The sequence below is a fragment of the Streptococcus pseudopneumoniae genome (assembly GCF_001070815.1).
GTDB classification, from domain to species: Bacteria; Bacillota; Bacilli; order Lactobacillales; family Streptococcaceae; genus Streptococcus; species Streptococcus pseudopneumoniae_P.
The window spans coordinates 1-17,979 of sequence record NZ_JVLX01000026.1 but is presented as its reverse complement, the minus strand read 5'-3'; the positions used below and the strand labels follow the sequence as shown (position 1 = coordinate 17,979).

Below are 17,979 nucleotides of genomic sequence, written 5' to 3'. Positions count from 1 at the left end.
ATTAGCTTAGGAAGCGAGCTGCAAGCATAACTGAGGTTAGCTAAAGTGAGCTGACAACAGATTATCTTGATTTTTGAAGAGTATTAGCACATTTTGTTCAACATATCAACACGAATTTGGTGACGTCCACCATCGTATTTACCGTTAACAAATCCTTTAGCGATGTTTTTAGCCAATTCATCACCAACAAGTTGTGCACCCATAGTGATCATACGTGAGTTGTTGTGACCACGAGTCATATAAGCTGAACGTTCGTCAGATACTTCTGCAGCAACCATTCCTTTGATCTTAGTTGCGACCATAAATGGACCAGCTCCATAAGCATCAATCACGATACCAAGGTTTTGTTCTTCTTTGTTTACTTCTGCAGCAACAGCAAGAGTCACATCAACAAAGTCTTGACCTTCAGCTGTAACATCCACAACGTGGAAGTTTTCTTTTTCCAAGAAGTCTTTCACAACTTCTTTCAATCTCAAACCTGCAGCATCTGCACCGATAACAATAGACATATTGTATACTCCTTTTATTTTTCTAGGCTAGTAAAACCTTTTATAGTTAACAGTTTACCTACAAAAGCTTTCTAGCAGTTTATTGACAAATTGGATTGAATGAGATGAATGACACCTTATTCAAGTTTAGGAAATCAGTTTCCTAGAAATAATCTTTCTCCACGAAAGAGAATATAACAAGTGATTGTTTGTTTGTGACAAACATCATTTGTTGCTTACAAACATAATATACTCCTATTTCTTAAAAAAGTCAACAATTAATGTTTGTTTTTGTGTTTTTTTAACTAAAAAATTTCGATGTCAAAACCAATTTGATCCACTTGACCAGGTTCTAGGAGGCGAACATTCTTCTTATCTTCTAGATGATCTCCTTCTTCAAGAGATGTTGACAAGCCAGACCATGGTTCAAAAGCAATGAAAGGACCCTTATTCAAAGTTGACCAGATAATGAGATTTGGAAACTCTGCAAAGTGCACTTTCAATCCCTTATCATGTTTACGAGAACGAAGGGCAATTGTTCTAGATTGCAATTCATCTAAGGTGACTGCATCAGTGCTGAAAAGATCATAGCTGAGGTCTAATTCTTTTTGACCTTCTAGCCATGGACTTCTATCTTGAAAATCCAGCATACCTGTTTCTGGGAAAGGACGTGGAACAGAGCAAGTCTCTTCTTTCTCAAACTCTAGATAATAATCTTCATAGACTTCATCATCCAGTAGAGGACAATTAAATCCTGGATGTCCACCAATAAAGTAAGGCATGACCTTGCTAGTTTCTTTATTGAAAATCTTGTATTGAGTTCGTACTGTCTTGCCAGTAAGGCTATAAGTGATTTCTAGGCGGAAATAATAAGGGTAGTTCTGATAGCTATTCTCATCGTCTTCAATTGCAAAAGTTACACTATTATCTGTCTGTTCAACTAATTCAAATTCTTTCTTACGAACCAAACCATGACGAGGAATCTTTCCTTTGCTTTCTTGCCCCTTCTCATCTATATAGAGGGCTGTATCCTCTCTCAAAGAACCACAAATGGGGAAGAGAACAGGAGCTTGTCCACTCCAATAAGTGGCATCCCCTTGCCACAAATACTCCAGTCCCTCAGTATCTTTTATAGAAGAAAGAGCCCCACCAAAACTGTTAAATTCAACTCTTAATTGTTCTGATTTTAATTCAATTACCATTATTTTCTCCGATTTCTTGATAGTTTATAAAAAACTAGGCTGTCACTCCTAATGGTATGACAACCTAGTTTCAACAATTTACACTCTGCGAAAATCCAATTCAAACTTCGTCAGCGTCGCCTTGCCGTACTTTAGTACAGCCTGCGGCTAGCTTCCTAGTTTGCTCTTTGATTTTCATTGAGCTTACATTTTATAGGAGCGCATTATTTTGCTTTTGCTGCGTACTCTTCGTTACGTTTGATCATTTGTTTTCTGTACCATGCAAAGATACCGATATAGAATACAAGGAAGACTACAGCACCAAGGATTGCTTTGATATCACCTGTTGTAGTGTTACCAATTGTCCAACCAAGAAGTTTTTCGATTGGTCCTTCAAGAGTTGAGTGAGTGATCAATTGAGTTTCGCTCACACCTGCTGGGAAGGCACCTACACCTTTAGCAAGTTCTGTTGCAAATGGTGCGATAAGTGTACCTGAAAGAAGGAAGAGTGGCAACAAGAGTGTTCCGAAGATAATCATACGGAGCAATTTACCACGTGTTACAACCAAGAGAGCTGGAGTAACACCCATAGCGATGATACCTGCAAGTGGCAAGATACCATTTCCGACTTTTGAAAGAAGCACAGCTTCGATCAACATGATTGGTGCAAGTACGTTGGCACAAGCCCAGATTTCAGCACGACCAGCGATGAATGGCCAGTCAAGACCGATATTAAATTTACGTCCTTGAAGACGTTTAGTAGCAACGTTTGTAATACCTTGTGAAAGTGGTTCTACGGCAGCGATGAACCATGAACCGATGAGTGAGAAGAGTTCCAAAGATACACCGGCTGTCAAACCAAGAGACAACCAACCTTTAATAACTAATTGCCAGTTTGCTGCATCTTCTACGCCAGCAACTGGATGTGGAGTACCCATCAAACCGATAACGATACCAAGGATGAAACCGATGAAGAATTTAGATCCCCAGAAACCGATTTTCTTGTTCAATTTAGCAGCATCAAAGTCATATTTATCAAGACCTGGGAAGAATTTTTCAAAAATCTTATCCAAAACCATGATAACTGGGTTCATCATGTAGTTCATGTGAGTTGAAGTCATTGGTGATGAACTTGGTGCGTTAAGAAGGTCATCAAATGTAGGTTTCATCAAATCAGAGTTGATGATTTTAAGAACACCTACAAGGACAACTGCTGCAGTGGCGATGAAGAGTGAAACCCCTTGGCTTACACCGTTGTTGTCTGCATACCATTTAATCAAAAGACCTGTGATAGACAAGTGCCAGATATCGAAGATATCAACGTCAAGTGTATCAGTTTTCTTCATAGCAAGCATCACTACGTTGACAATCAACATGATGAGCAAGAAGTAAAGTGTCCAAGCAGATCCCCAAGTGATTGTAGCAAGTGGTGCCCAACCAACGTCAGTGATGTTCAATTGAATACCAGTATTTTCAACGAATTTTGCAAGTGATGCTGAGAAAGCACCATTCAGCATACCGATGATAGCACCGATACCAGTAAGAGCGATGGCAAGTTTGATACCACCTTCAAGTGCTTTGGAGAATTTCACTCCAAAAAGTAGAGCCAATACTGTCAAAATGATCAGCATGATGATTGGCCCACCCATATCCAAGATAGGTTTGAACAGCTTATTGGCTAGTTCGATAATGACATCCATAATAGTTCCTCCCTTTTTATAGTTATATGAATGTTAACAAATTAAAATTAGCTTAACCCGTGTTCTTTGATAGCTGCTTCAATATTATCAAATACTGGAGCACTCATTGCTGGGATACGGAATAAGATTGGTCCAGCTTCGATAACTGGAATACCTGGATCAAAACCAAGGTCTGTAGCAGCAATGGGTGTGAAGATGTCATAACCTTTGATAAGGTCTTCGTTAACGTCTTTGACCATTACCGCATCACAGTGAACATCGAAACCGCGGTTTGAAAGTTCTTCTTCAAGAGCACTTTTAATTTGGTGGCTTGAGTTAACACCTGCACCGCAGGCAGCAAGAATTTTAATCATATGGATTTCCTCCGATTTAATATTTTTAATAGACAAGATTAAGCAATTGCTTCAGCAATATATGCATAGAGGGCTTCTGGTTCAGAAATTTTTGATAGGTCTTCAAGATGACCATTTCCAGTAAAGAAGTCCATCAACTGAGCAAGAATGTTCGTTTGGCTTGAACTTGAGTTATTAATGATAAAGAAGAGCAAGGATACCTCTACCTCCTTATCTGGTGCAATCATATTGTGGAAAGTCACTGGTTTCTCTAATCGAACCACTACAACTTTTTCAGCTAGATTATGAACAATATCTGTGTGAGGAATAGCCACATTCGGCAAATCCTTACCCAAAAATTCCATATCTAGACCAGTTGGAAATGACTTTTCACGCGTGATCAAGGCTTCACGATAGGTTGGAGTCACGATTTCTCGTTCTTCCAATAAAGTAGCAACCTGATCAAAGAGATGTTCTTGATTATCCGCTTCTAAGCAAAACACAAGGTTTTTGTCAAAGAAATGATCTAATCCCATAAGGTTTTTCCCTTCTTTCCATTAACTTTATGCTATAAGTATAACACTATATGAAATCGTTGTCAATATTTTTTGTTGTTTTTTGTCTCTTTTTTTATATTTTTGTTCCTTTTATAGTTTGTTACATAAAAACAAACATATAAACAAACATTCAAAGTTTTTTTATATTCCAAAAACCAAAAAAAGCAGACCATTTAAGCCTGCTTTACTATTGATTCTTATATAATTTTGCTATTAACAAGAAAAATAATTATGTTAACTTATTCTTCATCCATACTCAAGACGCTGAGGAAGGCTTCTTGTGGAACTTCTACTGATCCAATAGCTTTCATGCGCTTCTTACCAGCTTTTTGTTTTTCAAGTAGTTTACGTTTACGAGAAACGTCACCACCATAACATTTAGCAAGTACGTTCTTACGAAGGGCCTTGATATCAGTACGAGCCACAATCTTGTGTCCAATAGCTGCTTGAATTGGCACCTCAAATTGTTGGCGAGGGATGATTTTCTTAAGCTTATCAACGATGAGTTTTCCGCGTTCGTAGGCAAAGTCCTTGTGAACGATAAAGCTAAGGGCATCCACCTTGTCTCCATTGAGAAGGATGTCCATTTTGACCAGCTTAGAGGGGCGATACTCTGACAATTCGTAGTCAAAGCTTGCATAACCACGTGTTGAAGACTTAAGCTTATCAAAGAAGTCAAAGACGATTTCAGCCAGTGGAATTTGATAGATAACATTGACACGGTTATCATCAATATAGTCCATAGTCACAAAGTCACCACGCTTGCGCTGAGCTAGCTCCATTACAGCTCCTACGAACTCCTGTGGTACCATGATTTGCGCCTTAACATAAGGCTCTTCAATGGTCGCAATCTTGGTAGGATCTGGGAACTCAGATGGGTTAGATACATCCATAGACTCACCGTCGGTCAAGTTGACCTTATAGATAACAGATGGAGCTGTCATGATGAGGTCAATGTTGAACTCACGTTCCAAACGCTCTTGGATAACATCCATATGGAGAAGTCCAAGGAAACCACAACGGAAACCAAATCCAAGTGCCTGAGATGTTTCTGGTTCAAACTGCAGACTAGCATCATTCAGTTGCAATTTTTCAAGCGCTTCACGTAGGTCATTGTACTTGTTTGACTCGATAGGATATAGACCCGCAAAGACCATAGGATTCATTTGTTTGTAACCATGTAATGGCTCAGCCGCAGGATTGGTTGCCAAGGTAACGGTATCACCCACACGAGTGTCCTGAACTGTCTTGATAGATGCAGCGATATATCCAACGTCACCAGTAGCAAGGAAATCACGACCAACTGCCTTGGGTGTAAAGATACCGACTTCCGTAACATCAAAAGTCTTGCCATTGCTCATAAGCTGAATCTTATCGCCAGGTTTGACCACCCCATCCATGACACGCACTTGAAGAATAACTCCACGGTAAGCATCATAAACAGAGTCGAAAATCAAGGCCTTAAGTGGTGCCGTCACATCACCTGTTGGCGCTGGCACTTTTTCTACGATTTGCTCTAGAATTTCTTCGATGCCAATACCAGCCTTAGCAGAAGCCAAAACTGCTTCACTGGCATCCAAACCAATGACATCCTCAATCTCAGTACGCACACGCTCAGGATCTGCAGCTGGCAGGTCAATTTTATTAATGACTGGCATGATTTCCAAATCATTGTCCAAGGCCAGATAAACGTTGGCAAGGGTTTGGGCCTCAATCCCTTGGGCAGCATCGACGACCAAAATCGCTCCCTCACAGGCAGCTAGCGAACGTGAAACTTCATAGGTGAAGTCTACGTGCCCCGGCGTGTCAATCAAGTGGAAAATATAAGTTTCCCCATCTTTAGCAGTATAATTCAGCTCGATGGCATTCAACTTAATGGTAATCCCACGTTCTCGCTCTAAATCCATGCTATCCAGAAGTTGTGCTTGCATTTCACGGCTTGAAACGGTCTCTGTCTTTTCCAAAATGCGGTCTGCTAGAGTTGATTTCCCGTGGTCAATATGAGCGATAATAGAGAAGTTCCGGATCTTCTCCTGTCGTTTTTTCAATTCTTCTAAGTTCATGATTCTCTTCCTTTCAGGGTATCTATTTATTATAAATTGTTTTTGACATTTTGACAAGACCATACCCTGCTAGGAGTACTAATCTTCAGCAACAAAGCCGTCATTCTCAATAAAGTGGTGTTCTGTCATTCCTTGGTCAGTAAAGACAATCCCATGAAGGACACCACCATAAACAGCTCCTCCATCCATTCCAATCTTGCCATCTTCTGTAGTCCAAAGCTCAGCAGTACCACGCTCTTGCTTTAACAAACCATAGACCGGTGTATGGCCAAAGACAATGATTTTTCCAGTATGATTTTCTGCTTCGTGGAATGGTTTTCTAAGCCATACTTTCTTGTAATCTGTGGTTTCATGCCAGTCGTCTAAGGTCAAATCAATACCTGCGTGCACAAAGATATACTTGTCTGTCTCTACCACAAATGGCATTTGACGAATAAATTCGACCAAGTCTGCTGCTTCAGTAGCAACACGCTTGGCATCCTCAACTCCATCAACCGGTGCATCCAAAGGACGACCTAGGATAGAGTTAATGGTTGTATCTCCACCATTGCGACGATAGTGATCATAGCTTTCTTCTGGATCATCTAGCCATGTCAAAAACATATACTCATGATTTCCTGACAAACAGATAGCCCCTTGATTGTCCACTAAGTCCTTAACCATCTCTAGAACACGGCGACTATCTTCACCACGGTCAATCAAATCCCCTAGAAAGAGTAACTGGGTCTGACCATCCCATGTTTTGAGAAGGTCTTCCAGCATCCCAGCTTTTCCGTGAACATCTCCAATTACATAATAGTCTGTCATCTTATTTCTCCCTGTTTCTCAACAATTCTCTGGCTTGCGTCAGGGCTGCTTCCGTCACATCATCACCTGCCAACATCTTGGCAACTTCCTCCACTCGCTCTTCAACAGTCAAGAGACGAACAGTCGAAACTGTTGAATGGTCATTACTAATCTTCTCAATAAAGAATTGATAATCCGCAATCGCAATCACTTGTGGCAAATGGGAAATAGCCAGAACCTGACCATGCTGACCAATTTTATGAATCTTCTGTGCAATAGCTTGGGCAACACGACCTGAAACTCCCGTATCCACTTCATCAAAGACAATACTTGTCTTGCCTTCTTTACGTGAAAAGGCAGATTTAATAGCTAGCATGAGGCGAGACAATTCTCCGCCAGATGCAACCTTAACCAAGGGTTTAAAGTCTTCGCCAGGGTTGGTTGAAATGTAAAACTCGACCATTTCATTTCCCTCACGACTGAATTTGCCCTTGCTAAAACGAACCTGAAATTGGGCTTTTTCCATATAAAGGTCTTGCAGTTCTTGTTTAATCTCTGCTTCGAGCTGCTGGGCCAAGTCATGACGAGCAGAGGCAAGCTGACCTGCCAAATCAACAAGATTGACTTCCAATTTCTTGAGCTCTGCTTCCATGTCCTCAGACGAAAGATTATTACCTGTCAAGAGATTGTATTCTTCCGTAATCTTGGCAAAATAAAGCAAGACATCGTCTACAGTCCCACCATACTTACGGGTAATGGTATGAAGGAGGTCCAAACGATTCTCAACCTGCATGAGGCGATTGCCATCAAAATCAAGGTCCTCAATGATAGCTTCTAAACGCTTGCCAATATCTTCTAAGACATAGTAGGTCTCAGACAGAGAGCTTGAAATTTCACGATATTCAGGGTCGTACTCTTCGACACTTTCCATGTCATTCATGGCTGAACGAACATTGGCTAAACTTGAAAAGTCTTCATTGTCCAACATACTGTAGGCATTAGTCAGTGTATCCGCAATATTTTTATGGTTGAGAAGTTTATCTCGCTCTTGGTTGAGAGCCAGGTCTTCTCCAGCTTGCAAGTTTGCCGCCTCAATCTCTGCCATTTGAAATTCCAACATTTCAATACGTGCCTTATGTTCCTGTTGGTTTTTCTTGACTTCCAGAACCTGCTTACGCATTTTACGGTAGGCATCAAAACTCGTTTGATAGGTTTCTTTCAATTCCCAAAAAGCTGCATCGCCAAATTCATCCAACATCTGGATATGCAGTTGGGGACGCATTAACTCCTCTTGGTCATGCTGACCATGAATATCTACCAGATATTGCCCAATAGCGCGCAAAACAGACAGATTAACCATCTGGCCATTGACACGACTAATACTCCGACCATTTTGCAGAATTTCTCGACGGATGATAATTTCATCACCCATTTCCAAACCTTGCTCATCAAAAATTTCCTGTAAAAGGCGACTATTCTCAACTGAGAAAAGCCCCTCTATCTCTGCCTTTGGCGCACCATGACGAATAACATCTGTCGTCGCACGAGCTCCCAACATCATATTCATGGCATCAATGATAATCGACTTCCCTGCACCCGTTTCACCAGTCAGAACAGTCATACCCTTTTCAAAATTGAGGGAAATAGCCTCAATAATGGCAAAGTTTTTTATCGAAATTTCAAGTAACATATAGACCTACCAATTTTTTACTTGTTCAAAGATTTCCTCAGCTAGATTTTCACTTCTGGCAATGACTAAAATCGAGCTATCATCAGCCAAACAGCTAAAAATCTTATCCGCAAAAGTCTCGGTTAACTGAGCTTTTACAAAAGCCGTATTTCCTGGAATAACTTGGAGATTGATCATCTTATCCATCAATTCAGCTGACTCAATATTGTCTTCAGCCAGTTGCAAACTTTTTACGATTGATTTTGGCAATTCATAAACATAGGTGTTGTCTCTCAAAGGAATTTTGACAATGCCTAGCTCTTTGATATCTCGTGATACAGTCGCTTGAGTGGCAGTGATTCCTGCCTCTTTCAAATGTTCTACGATTTCTTCTTGTGTACCGATTTGATAATCTGTCACAAATCGTCTAATTTTTTCAAGTCTCTCTTTTTTATTCATTTTTAAATTGACTATGCGCCCTCTCTACTACTTCTTCAATCTCAGCAAGAACCTGATTGCTTGCTGACTCTTCTTTTTTCAAATACGCTAAAAACTCAATATTTCCATGACCACCTTGGATGGGAGAAAAATCCAAACCAAGGACTGAAAAACCTTCCTCTACTGCCATAGATGTGACAGATTCAAGGACATGTTGATGGACCTTGGCATCGCGAATGATTCCATTTTTCCCAATCTGCTCACGTCCTGCTTCAAACTGAGGCTTAACTAGAGCCACGACCTGACCTTGATCTGCCAAGACACGGTGCAAGGCTGGCAGAATCAGACTGAGGGAAATGAAACTCACATCAATACTGGCAAAGCTCGGTTCCTTTTCAAAATCGGTCTTTTCAGCATAGCGGAAATTAAACTGCTCCATGCTGACAACACGTGGGTCTTGGCGTAGTTTCCAAGCCAACTGATTGGTACCAACATCAACTGCAAAGACTAACTCGGCACCATTCTGTAGCATAACATCGGTAAAACCACCAGTAGAAGCCCCGATATCAATCGTGGTCGCCCCATCCACTGATAAATCAAAGACCTGCAAGGCCTTTTCTAATTTCAAGCCACCACGGCTGACATACTTGAGTTTTTCACCCTTTAGTTTTAGCTCGGTGTCATCTGGAATTTTCTCTCCTGGTTTGTCAAACCGTTCTCCATTCAGGACTGCTACGACTAGGCCAGCCATGACACCGCGCTTGGCTTGTTCTCGCGTTTCAAACAAGCCCTGTTTATAAGCTAGTACATCCACTCTTTCCTTAGCCATTGATTCTCAAACTTTCTACTACACTTACAATCGATTCTGTTTCAAAGGGAACCTGCTGGGCAATTTCTTCTAATTTTACATTAGCTTGATCCAAAGTCTGGTTACAAAAGGAAATAGCCTCTTCCAAGCCCAACAAAGCTGGATAGGTTGATTTTTCTGCCTGCAAATCCTTTTGTGGCGTCTTGCCGATTTCCTCAAAACTGGCAGTCACATCCAGTACATCATCTCGAACTTGAAAAGCAAGTCCAATCAATTCCCCAATAGTTTTCAGCTTTGCCTGCATTTCAGGTGCCAATTCCGCAATGATAGCAGCCGCTTGGAAGGGAAAGGCTAGTAGTTTTCCAGTCTTATTAGCATGAATAGTCTGGAGTTCTTCCAAAGACAAGTGCTGGTGTTCACCCTCCATGTCCAAAACCTGCCCTGCCACCATACCCAGACTACCTGAAGCAAGGGATAAGTTGGCAATCAAGTCCACCTTAATCTGACTTGGCAAATCTGCCTGCGCTATCAGGGCGTAAGGATCTAGGAATAAGGCATCCCCAGCCAATATCGCCATAGCTTCACCGAATTTCTTGTGGTTGGTCAAGCGTCCCCGACGGTAATCATCATCATCCATAGCTGGAAGATCATCGTGAATCAAGCTCCCTGTATGAATCATTTCCAAGGCCGCAGCAACCTGTGCGTGAGCAGGTTTAATAGCGACCTGCAAGGCTTCCAGAACTTCTAACAAGAGAAAGGGGCGAATACGCTTGCCACCAGCATGAATGGAATAGAGAACAGACTCTCGCAAACTAGAGGCAAACTGCTGGTCTCCATAAAAGTCTTCCAAAGCCGACTCAACAAGAGCTAATTTTTCTTGCTTTTTCATTCAAAATCACTTTCTGTTCCGTCTTCTTGCATAACCTTGACCAAGGTCTTTTCAGCCTTGTCTAGCGTAGCTTGGAGCTCTTTTGACAAGACCATGCCCTTTTGAAAGGCAGCAATCGCATCTTCCAGAGCAATTTCACCATTTTCCAAACTTTGGACAATGGTCTCCAGTTCTGCTAGATTTTCCTCAAATTTCTTTTGTTTTGACATCTTTAACCTCTAATTCTACTTGACCATCCCGCATCAAAAGCGTCACTTGGTCTTTTTTCTTCAAATTTTCAACCGAATCTACAACTAACTCTTCTTTTTTGACAATAGCATAACCTCGCGCCACAATTCGGCTCGTATCCAACATCAGAAGTGCTTCTGAAAGTCTCTTAACCTCAGCAACCTTGGCATCATAAACCAGCGCCATTTGGCTACGGAGAAGCTTGTCCAACTGACCTAGACGGTCTTGATAGCGTTGGATTTTGGTAACGGGTGATAATTGTACCAGTCGATGCGTCCTTGCTTGTACTATCTGTTTGTTATCAGAAATCCGTGTACGTAAACTTTGTTTTAAGCGCAATTGCAGTTGATCCAAGCGTTGCATATAGCCATCATACAAACGCTCTGGCTGTCTAAAGATGACTGACTGACTGCATTTTTTCAAAGCCTCTTGTTTCTTAGCTAGGACATTTCGGACTGCTGTTGACATCCGTTTTTCCTGATTTTGCAAATGAGTTAATAGATCCAACTTGGTCACAGGTGTTGCCAGTTCAGCAGCTGCTGTTGGTGTGGCAGCGCGGCGATCTGCCACAAAATCTGCCAAGGTCACATCCGTCTCATGCCCCACACTAGAGATAACTGGTAAACAAGATTCAAAAATCGCTCGTACCACGATTTCTTCGTTAAAGGCCCAAAGATCCTCGATAGAACCTCCACCACGACCAATAATCAGCAAATCCAAATCGTCACGTTGATTGGCACGCGCAATATTTCGAGCAATTTCCTCCGCAGAGCCTTCACCTTGCACCTTGGTCGGATAGAGAAGGATATCAACACCTGGAAAGCGTCTGCTGACGGTCGTGATAATATCTCGAATCACAGCTCCGCTGCGACTGGTTACTACACCAATTCTCTTAGAAAATTGAGGCAGAGGTTGCTTGAACCTCTCTTGAAACAGGCCCTCTTCTGTCAATTTTTTCTTGAGTTGTTCAAACTGTATCGCAAGTGCACCAACTCCATCAGGCTCTGCCTTTTCAATGATGATGGAGTAGCTACCGCTCGGCTCATAGACCTGTACACGCCCAATCACATTGATCTTCATCCCTTCTTCCAGGTCGAAGCCTAATTTCTGATAAATCCCAGACCAGATGGTCGCTTGAATAACTGCATGGTCATCCTTTAGGGAGAAATATTGGTGAGTAGGTCGTTTACGAAAGTTGGAAACTTGACCAGTTAAATAGACCCGTTCCAAGTAAGGGTCTTTATCGAATTTCATTTTCAGATACTTGGTCAAAGTTGTTACCGATAAATACTTTTCCATCTCCACCTACTACTCATTTTCTTGCTCTTTCATGGGTATTATTATACCAAAAATATGCCTAAAAATCTCCATTTATGTACCATTGTGAGAGAAAAATAGAAAAAGGAGGCAAGGCCTCCACATCTGTTTATTTGCTGTTTCTAGCTTCTTCCAAAATCTTTTCAATCTTGGTTGTCAAAAGGTCGATAGCCACTGTATTGCTGACTCCCTCAGGAATGACGATATCAGCATAACGCTTGGTTGGCTCGATAAACTGGTGGTACATAGGTTTGACCACACCTAAATACTGGTCAATAACGCTATCCAAACTACGGCCACGCTCTTCCATATCACGCTTGATCCGACGAATAATGCGCACATCATCGTCTGTATCCACAAAAATCTTGATATCCATCAAATCGCGCAGACGCTTATCCTCCAAGACCAAAATCCCCTCAACGATAAAGACATCTTGAGGTTCTTGACGATAGGTCTTGCTGCTTCGTGTATGCTCTGTATAGTCATAAGTTGGGATGTCTACCGGACGCCCTGCCAACAACTCCTTCATCTGCTCGATCATCAAGTCTGTATCAAAGGCAAAAGGATGGTCGTAGTTAGTTTTGATACGATCTTCAAAGGTCAAATGAGACTGATCCTTGTAGTATGAATCATGCTCAATCATGGAAATCTTTTCATCAGGAAAATGCGATAAAATGGCTCTCGAAACACTGGTCTTACCACCACCAGAACCACCTGTCACTCCGATAATGATTGGTCTATTTTGCATGCTATCCTCCGTTTTTTTATCCGTCGTCTATTCTATCACATTTTTTGCAAAATTTATAGTCTGATTTGGATAGTCTAGGGGAAACAATTCCAATTTCTACACTTCAATTATACTAACGAAAAACCTTCCTTGGCTTGTAGAGGTTATCCCGTTTTTCAAGAATGGCTAGCAATTTGTCATCTTCAAAGGCAGCCAATTCTTGATTTGTTTGGTCTAGCTCTATAAAACGACCAAAGCGTACTTCTGTAGCCTCTTCTGGAGTTAGGAAAACTTTGACAAGGTCCCCTGTCCCAATCTCTAGAGGATGGAGAAAGTCCAGTTGACCGGCCTCCACTTTTTCAGCAATTTCTTCCAAGGTAAGAGCGTTTTCTAGCTGTAAACCGGCTGCACTAGTACGAGTCAGATGTGACATATGAGCCGCATAGCCCAATTTTTCTCCCAAGTCAACCGACAAGGTACGGATGTAAGTCCCTTTACTGCATTTTACACGAAAAGTAAAGCGTGCAAGATGACCTTCATAAGAAATCGGACTTGTTCGCTCAAATTGATAAATGGTCACCTGACGTTCTGGGCGCTCCACTTCCTGACCAGCACGCGCATACTCATAGAGTTTGCGACCATTGACCTTAACAGCCGAATACATAGGCGGAATCTGAGTAATAGGTCCTGTCAGACTGGCGATTGCTTCATCAACAAGCTTTTCATACAAGGGCGATAAAACAGGTGTCTCTGCGACTACTTCCCCACTGGCATCCTCAGTCGTCGTGGAATAACCCAGAGTGATTTCCCCCTCATAGACCTTACCCTCATCCTGCATAAACTCGACCATGCGGGTCGCCTTGCCAACTGCAATGGGTAAAACACCCACCACATCCGGATCCAAGGTCCCACCATGACCAATCTTCTTAGTTCCCAAAATCTTACGCAGTTTAAAAATCGCATCATGCGAGGTCATCCCTGCTTCTTTTTTTAAGTTGATAATACCGTTCATATATTTCTTTCTCACTCCCCCTTCAGAGCTTCAAACTTGGCTTTCATTGTTGGATTTTTTCGGGTCAATTTTTTAACAGAGACATCTTCCAATTTATTGTTTGCGAGGCGAAGTTGGTTTTCAGATGTTGTCAAGAATTTCTTAACCTCTTCCATACGCTTAATGGCCTTATCGATTTCATCAATGGCTTTACCAAAGTTGGTCGAAGCTGAGTTATAGTTCTTAGCAAAGGCCTGTTTAAAGGCGTCCAAATCTTCCTCAAAATGTGTAATATCGATATTTTGCTCCCGAACTAAGGCCAACTCTTGCTTATATTTCAAAGAATTAAGCGCAGCATTTCGCAGGAGTCCAATCAACTGGATAAAGAATTGAGGACGAACCACATACATCTTTTCATACTCGTGGCTGACATCAACAATTCCTGTGTTAAAGTAGTCGTTATCAGCCTCAAGCATGGTCACCAAAACGGCATACTCACAGTTCTTTTCCCGACGGTCCTTGTCCAATTCCTTGTAAAAATCTGCATTCTTGTGCTTCTTCTCTGTTCCATCCGCTTCGTTTTTCATCTCAAACATAATGGAGATAATCTCGACCCCATTTTCATCACATTCACGGAAAATAAAGTCCCCCTTAGACCCACGCGCAGAGACCTTGTTATCCTTCTCAAAGTAGGCATTTGGAAATGCAAAACTACGGACCTTGTTAAACTCACTCTCTGCATAGTGTTCCAGACTTTCCCCGATAGCTTTTGTAGATTGTTGAGCTTTGAAATTCTTATAAAATTCGACTTGTTCACTGGCTGCCTTGAGCTGTGCTTCATAGTTTTGCTTAACAGAAGCAAGAGAAAGTTCGTTTTCTTTTTCTTGCAAGAGAAGCTGATTTTTAACCTGGTCTCGTTCTTTTTCTAGGTCAGAAAGGGTCTTCTGTAGCTGATTTTCATGTTCCAAACGCAAAGTAGCCAATTGGTTTTCCAAGGACTGTACTTCCTTGTCCTTGGCCAAGAGAGCCTGATGGCTTGTCTGCTCAACTTCTTTCTTAGCCAATTCTTTTTCTGTATCAAAGTTTTGGATTTGACTCTGTAATTGCGCAATTTCTTGATCTTTTTGAGCAAGTTTAGTCTGTTGCTCATTCATAGCTTTTTGCTCAGCCAAGGCCAGTTCCTGCTTCATGCGATCGTGCAATTCCTTATCAAACTCTGCCGTTCTTACTTGGGACAGAAGTTCGGCATACTGACTCTCATTTACTGTAAAGACTTCCCCACAATTGGGACATTTGATTTCGTTCATAACGTTCCTCTTTCTAGACTTCTGTAACCATTATATCATGCCTGAGGGAAAATCAAAAACAGCGAGTCGAAACCCACTGTTTATCTTCTTTTTCTTTAAATTTTTTCCAAGGCCAAGCGCAAATCTTCAATCAAATCATCTACATTTTCAAGACCGATTGACAAACGAATTTGGTTTGGTGTGACACCTGCTGCTTCTAGGTCTTTTTCTGACAATTGACCGTGAGTGGTTGTTGCTGGATGGACAACAAGCGATTTAGCATCTGCTACGTTTGCTAGGTCAGAGAAGATTTCCAAATTATCAATGACCTTGCGTGCTTCTGCCTCCCCACCTTTGACATGGAAGGTAAAGATGGAGCCCACACCTTTTGGAAAGTATTTTTCAGCCAAGGCATGATAAGGACTGTCTGCAAGTTTTGGATAGTTTACCTTTTCTACCTTAGGATGGTTGACAAGGAAATCAACAATTTTCTCAGCATTTTGCACATGGCGTTCCACACGAAGAGAAAGGGTTTCAAGTCCTTGAAGCAAGAGGAAGGCATTAAATGGCGACAAGGCCGCCCCTGTATCACGGAGCAATTGAACACGGACAGCGATAATAAAGGCTGCTGCACCCACATCACGAGTATAGCTCAAATTATGGTAGCTTGGGTCTTCCTCAACAAATTGAGGGAATTTCCCTGAAGCCGCCCAGTCAAAACGACCGCTATCGACAATCACTCCACCAATAGTTGTACCATGCCCACCGATAAACTTAGTCGCAGAGTGAATGGCAATATCTACACCGTGAGAAAAGACGTTAATTAAATAAGGTGTAGCAAAGGTATTGTCAGAAACGAGTGGAATCTGATGCTTGTGAGCAATCTCAGCCAATTTTTCCAAGTCAGGTATGTTAATCAAGGGATTCCCCAAGGTTTCAATCAAGACTAGCTTGGTATTGTCATTGATAGCTGCTTCTACTTCCTCCAAATTATCCACATCGACAAAGGTTGTTGTGATACCATAACGAGGAAGGGTTTCTTTCAAGAGATTGAAGGTCCCACCGTAAATAGTTGATGCTGCTACTACATGGTCACCTGCGTGGGCAAGTGCCAAAATCGTATAGGTTACTGCTGCCATACCTGATGCTGTTGCAAGAGCTCCGACACCACCTTCCAGAGCTGCAATTCTTTCTTCAAAAGCAGCCGTTGTAGGATTTGTAATACGAGTATAGATGTTGCCTGGTTTTCTCAAGGCAAAAAGATCGGCACCTTCCTGCGTATCGTCAAAAACAAAAGATGTTGTTTGATAAATCGGTACTGCACGAGACTTGGTAGCTGGATCCACAACTTGACCAGCATGTAGTTGCAGAGTTTCAAATTTAAAATCACGAGTCATAAGGCGACCTCCATATAGTTTCATTAAGGATATTGTAGCACTATCAACCTATATTGACTAATACCTCTTTTCTATATTTTGATATAAGGAGCGACTATTACTTCTTACAAAACAAAAAAAGCACGACTCAATCGTGCTCATTTCTTAATCTACATAAGTATCTTCGTTTTTATTGAGGAAGGCATATGGAAGACCCATCAAGAGGCCTCCTCCGATAAAGTTCCCAATGAAGGTTACACCCCAGTGGCGAAGCATATTTCCAACACCAAAGTTAGCAATTGAATCAGCAGCAACACTGAATTTCACAATCGCGAAAGAAGCAAAGTTCGCCGCAATGTGCTCGTTTGTTAAGAATACAAACATGTAAATCGCTGACAACACAAGCCAAAGTTTGGCACCACCATCTTTGACCAAAACAAATGAAAGAATAGCAATATTTACGAAAATATTTGCCAAAATAGCCTCAAGCAAGATTAATTCATTTGAACGGCCTAACTTCATCTCAACAACCCCTGAGATGAAACTATCGTGTGTCAGATGTGCATAGGCTGCCGAGTGAGCAAAGCCCCAACCTGCTATCAAAGCTCCGATAAGGTTGAACAAGGTACAATAAAGTAAAATCTCAGCTGTTTTTCTCCAAGAGATTTTTTTCAAGAAACTACCAGCAGTCAAAAACATCATGTTTGATGTTACCAACTTGGCATTCAAGAAAACAATGTAAGCCAATCCCCATGCGAAAACAAATGGGAAAAGGAAGCGTCCACTACCTGGTGCGATTTTATTAATCAAGTCAGCCCCAACTGCACCAGCAGCTGTACTGAAAGTTAAGAATGCACCTGCAAACATAGAACGAATCGCATACTTAAATTTGCTTTGACTATAAAGACTTTCTTTCTTCTTGCAAGCAAATTCAATCTTTGAGATAAATTCTGAAGAAACCATAATAAACTCCTAAAATTTTTTACCTGATAATTATATCACAAACTTTAGAATTAAGGAAACGTTTTCTGTATTTCATAACAGTTTATTTTGAAACGCAATCTATAAAAAATCAGTAAAACCTAAGATTTTAGGCTCTATAATATTTGTAGTGGGTAAATCCCCTATGGATCTTATGGAGCC

The 17,979-nt window shown here is 41.4% G+C and carries 18 protein-coding genes; all 18 read right to left on the bottom strand.

Annotated elements, in window-relative coordinates; translation table 11 throughout:
- Positions 1-83: 83 nt before the first annotated feature.
- Entirely contained in the window at positions 84-509 is a 426-nt protein-coding gene (lacA, locus tag ADG81_RS02845) for a galactose-6-phosphate isomerase subunit LacA (RefSeq protein WP_000029277.1), read from the bottom strand.
- 284 nt (positions 510-793) lie between these two features.
- Positions 794-1,690 (bottom strand): aldose 1-epimerase family protein, encoded by an 897-nt coding sequence (locus tag ADG81_RS09285; RefSeq protein ID WP_023948151.1) that lies wholly within the window; start codon positions 1,688-1,690, stop codon positions 794-796.
- Positions 1,691-1,893: 203 nt separating this feature from the next.
- Positions 1,894-3,369, bottom strand: a complete 1,476-nt coding sequence (locus ADG81_RS02835) for a PTS galactitol transporter subunit IIC (RefSeq protein ID WP_000382513.1) — start codon at positions 3,367-3,369, stop codon at positions 1,894-1,896.
- A 47-nt stretch (positions 3,370-3,416) separates the two neighbouring features.
- Entirely contained in the window at positions 3,417-3,722 is a 306-nt protein-coding gene (locus ADG81_RS02830) for a PTS sugar transporter subunit IIB (RefSeq protein WP_000590547.1), read from the bottom strand.
- Positions 3,723-3,760: 38 nt separating this feature from the next.
- Positions 3,761-4,237, bottom strand: a complete 477-nt coding sequence (locus tag ADG81_RS02825) for a PTS sugar transporter subunit IIA (protein WP_000521974.1) — start codon at positions 4,235-4,237, stop codon at positions 3,761-3,763.
- Between the two features lie 260 nt (positions 4,238-4,497).
- Entirely contained in the window at positions 4,498-6,321 is a 1,824-nt protein-coding gene (lepA, locus tag ADG81_RS02820; protein ID WP_001047207.1) for a translation elongation factor 4, read from the bottom strand.
- Between the two features lie 78 nt (positions 6,322-6,399).
- Positions 6,400-7,128, bottom strand: a complete 729-nt coding sequence (locus ADG81_RS02815; protein ID WP_024057651.1) for a metallophosphoesterase family protein — start codon at positions 7,126-7,128, stop codon at positions 6,400-6,402.
- Between the two features lies 1 nt (position 7,129).
- Positions 7,130-8,797: a DNA repair protein RecN gene (gene recN, locus ADG81_RS02810; RefSeq protein WP_049550841.1), complete on the bottom strand. Its 1,668-nt coding sequence runs from the start codon at positions 8,795-8,797 to the stop codon at positions 7,130-7,132.
- Positions 8,798-8,803: 6 nt separating this feature from the next.
- Positions 8,804-9,235: an arginine repressor gene (locus ADG81_RS02805; protein ID WP_033677056.1), complete on the bottom strand. Its 432-nt coding sequence runs from the start codon at positions 9,233-9,235 to the stop codon at positions 8,804-8,806.
- Positions 9,228-10,043, bottom strand: a complete 816-nt coding sequence (locus ADG81_RS02800) for a TlyA family RNA methyltransferase (RefSeq protein ID WP_049550840.1) — start codon at positions 10,041-10,043, stop codon at positions 9,228-9,230. Before ADG81_RS02800 ends, ADG81_RS02805 begins: the two co-directional genes overlap by 8 nt.
- On the bottom strand, positions 10,036-10,911 hold the full coding sequence (locus tag ADG81_RS02795) for a polyprenyl synthetase family protein (protein ID WP_049550839.1): 876 nt from the start codon (positions 10,909-10,911) through the stop codon (positions 10,036-10,038). Before ADG81_RS02795 ends, ADG81_RS02800 begins: the two co-directional genes overlap by 8 nt.
- Positions 10,908-11,120, bottom strand: coding sequence for an exodeoxyribonuclease VII small subunit (locus ADG81_RS02790; protein WP_000043226.1), 213 nt, complete (start codon positions 11,118-11,120; stop codon positions 10,908-10,910). The genes ADG81_RS02795 and ADG81_RS02790 overlap by 4 nt, the downstream gene beginning before the upstream one ends.
- The gene (xseA, locus tag ADG81_RS02785) at positions 11,098-12,438 is read right to left on the bottom strand and encodes an exodeoxyribonuclease VII large subunit (RefSeq protein ID WP_049550838.1); all 1,341 of its coding nucleotides are present in this window, start codon (positions 12,436-12,438) and stop codon (positions 11,098-11,100) included. Before xseA ends, ADG81_RS02790 begins: the two co-directional genes overlap by 23 nt.
- 127 nt (positions 12,439-12,565) lie before the next feature.
- Positions 12,566-13,204: a uridine kinase gene (gene udk / locus ADG81_RS02780; protein WP_049550837.1), complete on the bottom strand. Its 639-nt coding sequence runs from the start codon at positions 13,202-13,204 to the stop codon at positions 12,566-12,568.
- A 112-nt stretch (positions 13,205-13,316) separates the two neighbouring features.
- On the bottom strand, positions 13,317-14,195 hold the full coding sequence (gene truB / locus ADG81_RS02775) for a tRNA pseudouridine(55) synthase TruB (protein ID WP_049550836.1): 879 nt from the start codon (positions 14,193-14,195) through the stop codon (positions 13,317-13,319).
- An 11-nt stretch (positions 14,196-14,206) separates the two neighbouring features.
- Entirely contained in the window at positions 14,207-15,481 is a 1,275-nt protein-coding gene (locus tag ADG81_RS02770) for a DUF2130 domain-containing protein (protein ID WP_049550835.1), read from the bottom strand.
- A gap of 95 nt (positions 15,482-15,576) precedes the next feature.
- Entirely contained in the window at positions 15,577-16,857 is a 1,281-nt protein-coding gene (locus ADG81_RS02765; protein ID WP_049550834.1) for an O-acetylhomoserine aminocarboxypropyltransferase/cysteine synthase family protein, read from the bottom strand.
- Positions 16,858-17,001: 144 nt separating this feature from the next.
- Positions 17,002-17,799: a formate/nitrite transporter family protein gene (locus tag ADG81_RS02760; RefSeq protein ID WP_049550833.1), complete on the bottom strand. Its 798-nt coding sequence runs from the start codon at positions 17,797-17,799 to the stop codon at positions 17,002-17,004.
- Positions 17,800-17,979 lie beyond the last annotated feature (180 nt).

Excerpts from the sequence above, each read along its gene's own strand:
- ADG81_RS09285 (WP_023948151.1), bottom strand. The coding sequence starts at position 1,690 with ATGGTAATTGAATTAAAATCAGAACAATTAAGAGTTGAATTTAACAGT.
- xseA (WP_049550838.1), bottom strand. The coding sequence starts at position 12,438 with ATGGAAAAGTATTTATCGGTAACAACTTTGACCAAGTATCTGAAAATG.
- udk (WP_049550837.1), bottom strand. The coding sequence starts at position 13,204 with ATGCAAAATAGACCAATCATTATCGGAGTGACAGGTGGTTCTGGTGGT.
- ADG81_RS02760 (WP_049550833.1), bottom strand. The coding sequence starts at position 17,799 with ATGGTTTCTTCAGAATTTATCTCAAAGATTGAATTTGCTTGCAAGAAG.
- ADG81_RS02770 (WP_049550835.1), bottom strand. The coding sequence starts at position 15,481 with ATGAACGAAATCAAATGTCCCAATTGTGGGGAAGTCTTTACAGTAAAT.
- lepA (WP_001047207.1), bottom strand. The coding sequence starts at position 6,321 with ATGAACTTAGAAGAATTGAAAAAACGACAGGAGAAGATCCGGAACTTC.
- ADG81_RS02825 (WP_000521974.1), bottom strand. The coding sequence starts at position 4,237 with ATGGGATTAGATCATTTCTTTGACAAAAACCTTGTGTTTTGCTTAGAA.
- ADG81_RS02835 (WP_000382513.1), bottom strand. The coding sequence starts at position 3,369 with ATGGATGTCATTATCGAACTAGCCAATAAGCTGTTCAAACCTATCTTG.
- ADG81_RS02830 (WP_000590547.1), bottom strand. The coding sequence starts at position 3,722 with ATGATTAAAATTCTTGCTGCCTGCGGTGCAGGTGTTAACTCAAGCCAC.
- ADG81_RS02800 (WP_049550840.1), bottom strand. The coding sequence starts at position 10,043 with ATGGCTAAGGAAAGAGTGGATGTACTAGCTTATAAACAGGGCTTGTTT.
- truB (WP_049550836.1), bottom strand. The coding sequence starts at position 14,195 with ATGAACGGTATTATCAACTTAAAAAAAGAAGCAGGGATGACCTCGCAT.
- ADG81_RS02805 (WP_033677056.1), bottom strand. The coding sequence starts at position 9,235 with ATGAATAAAAAAGAGAGACTTGAAAAAATTAGACGATTTGTGACAGAT.
- ADG81_RS02790 (WP_000043226.1), bottom strand. The coding sequence starts at position 11,120 with ATGTCAAAACAAAAGAAATTTGAGGAAAATCTAGCAGAACTGGAGACC.
- ADG81_RS02815 (WP_024057651.1), bottom strand. The coding sequence starts at position 7,128 with ATGACAGACTATTATGTAATTGGAGATGTTCACGGAAAAGCTGGGATG.
- ADG81_RS02795 (WP_049550839.1), bottom strand. The coding sequence starts at position 10,911 with ATGAAAAAGCAAGAAAAATTAGCTCTTGTTGAGTCGGCTTTGGAAGAC.
- ADG81_RS02765 (WP_049550834.1), bottom strand. The coding sequence starts at position 16,857 with ATGACTCGTGATTTTAAATTTGAAACTCTGCAACTACATGCTGGTCAA.
- lacA (WP_000029277.1), bottom strand. The coding sequence starts at position 509 with ATGTCTATTGTTATCGGTGCAGATGCTGCAGGTTTGAGATTGAAAGAA.
- recN (WP_049550841.1), bottom strand. The coding sequence starts at position 8,797 with ATGTTACTTGAAATTTCGATAAAAAACTTTGCCATTATTGAGGCTATT.